We start from the raw sequence: 5,829 nt of genomic DNA on the forward strand, positions 1-5,829 counted from the left end.
CCTGTTCCCTCTCCCTCACCTCCCGCGCCTACAGCCACGCCCACCATATCATCAGACCCCGATCCGACCGAGGCCCCTTTCCTGCTCACTGCCCCCTCAGCCCGCTCCACTCCAGCCACGTCCCCAAAGCGTGTCTCACTCGCGCAAGCGAGGCGCAGATCGGCAGCGGCAGGCCGGCAGAAATTCATCAGACCAGGCCCGGAACCATTCACCTGAGCGACCTTTACAGTAGGGTGCCGGTGACCCTCAAAAAAAAACGCGGGACGAATGGGAGCGCCATTCATCCCGCAACTCTCAGCTTTCTCTTTCGATCCCAGTAGGGATTTGCTCCCTCACTGGCACAAGATGGCGGAGGAGGTGGGATTCGAACCCACGGGGGCTGTTAACCCCACACGATTTCCAGTCGTGCTCACTAGGCCACTATGAGACTCCTCCGTATGGTACCAACAACCATGTCAATCACTGGCTGCCACTGCTCTCTCATGCTCACAGCGGCATGACCAGGTAGACCAACATGGGAGTGACCCGCTTCGCCGAGGTGAGCGTCAGCGAGTCACTACTTTTGGCGGAGAGAGTGGGATTCGAACCCACGAGGGTCTTTCGGACCCTACCGCTTTTCGAGAGCGGCTCAATCAACCACTCTGACATCTCTCCGGCGCATAGTATATCACATTCCCCGGGTGGCTGACAAGGGGGTGTAAAACAGCCCTCACCAACGTGGGCAGCAGTGAGCGCGTTTGCGCCAACCTCCAGCCGTCCGGCCAACAGCCTCTTCAGTCAGGCTAGCCAGCGAAAAGCAGAGAACCAGACAGGAAGAGGTTATCAGGCACCGGGACGGGATTGCCAAAAAGAAAAACACCAGTGACCAGGGGGCAGCATTCCGGCAGGAGCGTGCTCCTCTCCTGCCGAAGAAGCTGCCCGCGGTTCATCGCGTTCTATTGTGGCCGAAGCAGGGACCAATCACTGCTGAGCGCTCTCTCCGCTCGCCGGGTTAGGAGGCCTCCTCTTGCGATTCAGAAAATTCGCCGATAGCCCCATGCTCATAGAGCCAGCGAGCAAACTGCAGATGCGGGTCGCCGCTGAGATAGGGCGGAATTTCACCGCTCTTCTGTACGCGGCGGCGCAGCTGTAGCAGGCGCTGAATCTCCTCCGGGAGCAAACCAGCTTCGCGCAAGGGATCGAGGGCTTCCGCCTCCGGCAGCGTCTGCTCGTCGGCCTCCAGAGGCAGGTGCAGCTGCTCCATCGGAGAGCGCTCCTCGTCGCAGGCAGGTTCCTGCTCATGTTGATACTCATACTCTCGTTTATCCATAAGACCTGTCTCCTCTCAATGCAAAGCTGCCATCAGCTCAGCTTATCTATCTCCGTCTGTATGTCTGCCCTGTTATTTGGCCCGATCGCTCACTGGGGAAGCTCCTTACTATCCCCAGCCGATCCGCTCACCAGCACCGTGCATCAGCCCGCCCAAAAAGCAGCTGCGTCCGGCTGCTGAGTCAGGTCAGAGCCGGGCGCGATCTCTCTCGCTCTGGAGAGCGGAAGGGATTCCAGATTTCCTTATCTTTCTCTATAGAACATCCATATCGGCAAAAAAATGCCAGCGATTAGTGTCCACAGACCCCCCTTTTCTGGGCGAGGGAATTTCAGGACCTTTGGCATAGCAAGGAAGCGACCTCTGTCAGTAGCTCAACAGCAAGCACTCTCGTACACTCTAGCTAGACAAGGGAGCAGACAAACTCAACAGGCCCACCCAGCTGGCAAAGTTAGCCAGCGACGGGTCACCGGACCAGCGCCACGAAGCGCCCCAGGCAACTGCTAGCCCAGACATCAGCATCCTCCCAGCCTGTCAGCCGACCAAGCAGCCAGTTACCCAGGCCAACCAGGCACACCCTGCCAGGGAGAGTCAGTCAGCCCTAGCCAGCAACACATCACAAGCCAGAGGGCAGTAAGCTGGATAGAGAGGGCGGGCAGTCCAGCCGATGAGCCGCGAGGGCCAGCAGTACGAGGAGAGGAGAGCAAGTCAGCAGGGCGAGACCTCAGTCAGGCAAGGAGATGTCTATCGATGACCAGTTCCGCGCACCTGGAAGAGATCTGGGCCGAGTTCATGCGCACCCACAGTCAGGCACAGCGTCGCCTCTTGATCGAAGCCTATGTACCGCTGGTGAAAGTCACCGTTGATCGGTTGGGCATTCCGGCACGCAGCCTGCTGGAAGTCGATGATCTGATCGGTTACGGCATGCTTGGCCTCATCAACGCCATCGATCGCTACGATCCTACGCGCGGGATCAGCTTCGAAGCCTTTGCCAGCGCCCGCATCCGGGGAGCGGTAATCGACCAGTTACGCGCCCTCAGCTGGTTCTCGCGCTCGGCCCTGCAACGCATCAAACAGGTCGAGCAGACGATGGCCGAGTTAGAGCGACGGCTGGGACGACCAGCGCGCGACGAGGAGATGGCGGCGGCGCTCGGCGTCTCACTGCGCCGCTATCGCCGCATGCTCCAGGAGGTGGGTACCGTCATTCTCTCGCTGGATAGCCCCCTCCACGCGCCCGAGAGCGATGGCGACCATTGCTCACTCGGCGATGCCCTAGAAGATCATGCCACCCCCGAGCCGGCCAGTGCCGTCGAGCGCCGTGAGCTGCTGCAAGCCCTCAGCCAGGCTATCGAGCACCTCCCTCGCCGCGAGCGCCTCTTACTCGCTCTCTACTACGTCGAGGGCCTCAGCATGAGCGAAATCGGCAAGATACTCGGCATCTCGCAGTCACGCGTGAGCCAGCTGCACACTCAGACGCTGCTCCACCTGCGTGTCAGCCTTGGGCTACACGAACCACAGTACAAGCGTGGGAGTTACACAAGTACTCGTTCTACATCAACACACGAACACGCCCGGCAAATCGATTCGCTCGCCCATCAGCAAGTTCCCACTGTACCATAGCCTGGATCGTATAGTATCATAAACAGAGTATTATTACGATCCCTGGTTTCCCTGTTGATCGTGAGCGACCTGTTGGCGACGAGAAGGGAGGGAGCAGGCTTCCCCGGCAGGAAAGCCAGCCCCGGTGTCACACTTTTCAGGGGAGGGTACCCAGGTGCAGATCAGGGCTCCGCATCACTCTCAACGACCACGGCGGCTTCGGCCACAGCAGCAAGGCCGCTCAGCGCTGAGACGATGGCAAAGGCGCTGCGGCCCATCAACAGGGATAGACCCCCACTGCGCGCAACGCCCGGGGAAACAGTGGTTGCTGAAGCACGGTGTACAATCTACAGAGAGGGTAGTTTTATCGCCAGCGCGAGTGCGCACGCGGGTCTGCGAGATCGAACCTCGCTTGCTTGTGCGGAAAATCCTGGCGCTGAATCGTCTTTTTGACAAAGAGCGCACATTGAATCTGCACAAGGCGCTCACAGACCAGCGGTTTGTTGTGCTCCGTGCCAGTGACAGGAAACGGCCTACCCGTTTCCGTCACCAGCAACGTCCAGTGTGAGCAGGAAGCCCACTCGCTGCTCGGCATCTCGTCTGTGTTCGGCTTGAAGAGACGCCTGTAAGGTGTCATCTGCAGCGCAGGGACGTCTCGGAAATGCTTCTGGGGAAGGGAGCCTTACATGCTTGTTTTGAGACGCAAAGTTGGTGAAAGCATCATTCTCGGTGGGGTCATTAGCATCTCAGTCCTCGCGGTCGAGGGGGAGCGCGTCAAAATCGGGATCAGCGCTCCGCCAGAGGTGACCATTGTACGCGAGGAGCTGTTACGCTCGGGGCAGGACCAGCACCAGCAAGCAGCAGCTAATGCTTCGACCGTGACGAATGCTCCAAGCGTACAGCGCTCGTAGCGGTTCATCTATCATCCAGCACATCTCTCGTCCAAAGAAAGGCCAGGTTCCCGGGCAGGCAGTGCCAGCGCCTGTCTGGGAACCTGGCTTGCTCTCTTGACGATAGCAGGAGGCGCGAGGCTAGCATCAGGCTTGACCGCTCGTTGTCAGCGCCAGCGCCTCTCTCCTCGTGTGAGCTGTTCGCATCTGCTGACGTGGCTACTCGCTGGGGGCCTCGACCTTGTAGCCGTTACTCGGCTCCACAGCCTCTGTACGCGCAGAGGTGGCCTCTGGCTCCTCGCCACGGATAAAGGCCTCGGTCATGGCGCGCGCGACGTCATCAGGATACTGCACCGGCGGCGACTTCATGAGGTAGGCGCTCGGTCCAATCAGGGTGCCGCTCAGGCCACGGTCCAACGCGAGCTTGGCCATGCGCACCGCGTCAATGACGACGCCGGCAGAGTTGGGCGAGTCCCAGACCTCTAGCTTCAGCTCCAGGTTGAGCGGCACATCACCGAAGGTACGCCCCTCCAGACGGATGTAGGCCCACTTGCGATCTTGCAGCCAGGCTACGTAGTCCGACGGCCCAATGTGGACATTCTCCGGTGACAGCTCGTAGTCCAGCTGGCTGGTGACGGCGTTGGTCTTGCTGATCTTCTTGGACTCCAGTCGCTCGCGCTCTAGCATGTTGTAGAAGTCGGTGTTGCCGCCAACGTTGAGCTGCATGGTGCGCTCCAGGCGCACACCACGGTCACGGAAGAGCTTGGCAAGCACACGGTGAACAATGGTGGCGCCGACCTGGCTCTTGATGTCGTCGCCGATCATCGGCAGCCCGGCCTCTTTAAAGCGCTCCTGCCAGTACTGCTCACGCGCGATGAAGACCGGAATGCAGTTGACGAAGGCAACACCAGCCTGCAGAACCTGCTCGACATACCACTTGGTGGCCGTTTCAGAACCAACCGGCAGGTAGTTGACCAGGACGTCGGTCCCGGTGTCCTTGAGAATGCGCACGACATCGTCGGTCTTGCCCGGCGCTTTGGTGATGACTTGCGAGAGGTATTTGCCCAGCCCGTCGTGGGTCATGCCTCGATAGACTTTGACCCCCAGCGGCGGAACGTCGGCAAAGCGGTAGGTGTTGTTGGGGGCAGCATAGATGGCCTCAGCAAGATCCTTGCCAACTTTGTTCTGGTCAATATCGAAAGCTGCTGAAAATTCAATGTCGCTGATATGATAGCCCCCCAGGGTGACGTGCATCAGCCCCGGTACGAAGTCGTCCGGCCTGGCGTTGCGATAATAGTAGACACCTTGCACAAGCGAACTGGCACAGTTGCCAACGCCCACAATGGCTACGCGAACTTTCTTCGATCCTGGCATGATCGTTCCCTTCCTCCTACTAAATTAGCTAGCTAATCAATATAGTGGCATTCGCCGCGTGACTACTGCGCTGCGTAAAACACGCAAAATATCCCTTTCACCCTTCAAACAACCCACGCTACGCTGGAGTTGATCCAATTCGTCTGCTCGCTGAATGCAACCCTGGCTCTGGCAGTCGACGACGCTGTTGCCGCCAGAAAAAAAGATGGTGCGGAGAAGAGTGCGAGGATTCCTTTCTCTGGAGGTAGGACTGCTTCCGATTCCCTCTCTGCCAGATGCATGCACCTCCTCACAAATTAGCAGGCTGTCAATATTATACTATTATCTCTGGGCAGGAGAGCAAGCAGCTAGCTCTGCCTCGCGGATCGCTCTCACTGTCGCTGGTCAGCCGCCGCATCAGCCTACGGCTCTCGCTCGCGCTCTCCTCCGTCGCCCTTCCCCCTCACCACATCCCCACGCGCTGGCTTCTGCATCATCACACTTCGCCTCACCTCGCTGCGCCTCACCCAGCACAGCGCCACCCGCGGCAGACGCTTCCCCTCGACCGCGCTCTGCACGACGCGCCGATCTGAGGGAATCCTCTCTGAGGTTTCTGGTGTAAACGGGCTTTCCCATGTTTTTAAACAGTGCAGGCAGGCTGTCTATTCCCGTAGATTCCAT

Annotated in this window: 5 protein-coding genes and 2 tRNA genes; 2 read left to right on the forward strand and 5 right to left on the reverse strand. The window is 59.1% G+C overall.

All coding sequences use genetic code 11. From position 1 onward, the window contains the following. The 4 genes from IRZ31_RS19720 to IRZ31_RS19735 form a co-directional block, all read right to left on the reverse strand. The coding region (locus IRZ31_RS19720; RefSeq protein ID WP_297156956.1) for a hypothetical protein at nt 1–212 on the reverse strand (212 nt) is incomplete at its 3' end. Nucleotides 213–346: 134 nt separating this feature from the next. Next, nucleotides 347–435: transfer RNA gene (locus IRZ31_RS19725), tRNA-Ser, on the reverse strand. A 128-nt stretch (nt 436–563) separates the two neighbouring features. Further along, nucleotides 564–654: transfer RNA gene (locus IRZ31_RS19730), tRNA-Ser, on the reverse strand. Between the two features lie 337 nt (nt 655–991). After that, nucleotides 992–1,309, reverse strand: coding sequence for a hypothetical protein (locus tag IRZ31_RS19735; protein ID WP_297156958.1), 318 nt, complete (start codon nt 1,307–1,309; stop codon nt 992–994). A gap of 747 nt (nt 1,310–2,056) precedes the next feature. On the opposite strand from IRZ31_RS19735, the gene IRZ31_RS19740 reads away from it, so the two are divergent. After that, the gene (locus IRZ31_RS19740) at nt 2,057–2,926 is read left to right on the forward strand and encodes a FliA/WhiG family RNA polymerase sigma factor (RefSeq protein WP_297156960.1); all 870 of its coding nucleotides are present in this window, start codon (nt 2,057–2,059) and stop codon (nt 2,924–2,926) included. A 665-nt stretch (nt 2,927–3,591) separates the two neighbouring features. Beyond that, entirely contained in the window at nt 3,592–3,816 is a 225-nt protein-coding gene (locus tag IRZ31_RS19745; protein ID WP_112432649.1) for a carbon storage regulator, read from the forward strand. A gap of 198 nt (nt 3,817–4,014) precedes the next feature. On the opposite strand, the gene IRZ31_RS19750 is transcribed toward IRZ31_RS19745, so the two are convergent. Continuing rightward, on the reverse strand, nt 4,015–5,169 hold the full coding sequence (locus IRZ31_RS19750; RefSeq protein WP_297156964.1) for an inositol-3-phosphate synthase: 1,155 nt from the start codon (nt 5,167–5,169) through the stop codon (nt 4,015–4,017). Between the last annotated feature and the right edge of the window lie 660 nt (nt 5,170–5,829).

Origin of the sequence: Thermogemmatispora sp., assembly GCF_019683635.1 — a bacterium.
GTDB lineage: Bacteria > Chloroflexota > Ktedonobacteria > Ktedonobacterales > Ktedonobacteraceae > Thermogemmatispora.

Excerpts from the sequence above, each read along its gene's own strand:
- IRZ31_RS19740 (WP_297156960.1), top strand. The coding sequence starts at position 2,057 with ATGACCAGTTCCGCGCACCTGGAAGAGATCTGGGCCGAGTTCATGCGC.
- IRZ31_RS19745 (WP_112432649.1), top strand. The coding sequence starts at position 3,592 with ATGCTTGTTTTGAGACGCAAAGTTGGTGAAAGCATCATTCTCGGTGGG.
- IRZ31_RS19735 (WP_297156958.1), bottom strand. The coding sequence starts at position 1,309 with ATGGATAAACGAGAGTATGAGTATCAACATGAGCAGGAACCTGCCTGC.
- IRZ31_RS19750 (WP_297156964.1), bottom strand. The coding sequence starts at position 5,169 with ATGCCAGGATCGAAGAAAGTTCGCGTAGCCATTGTGGGCGTTGGCAAC.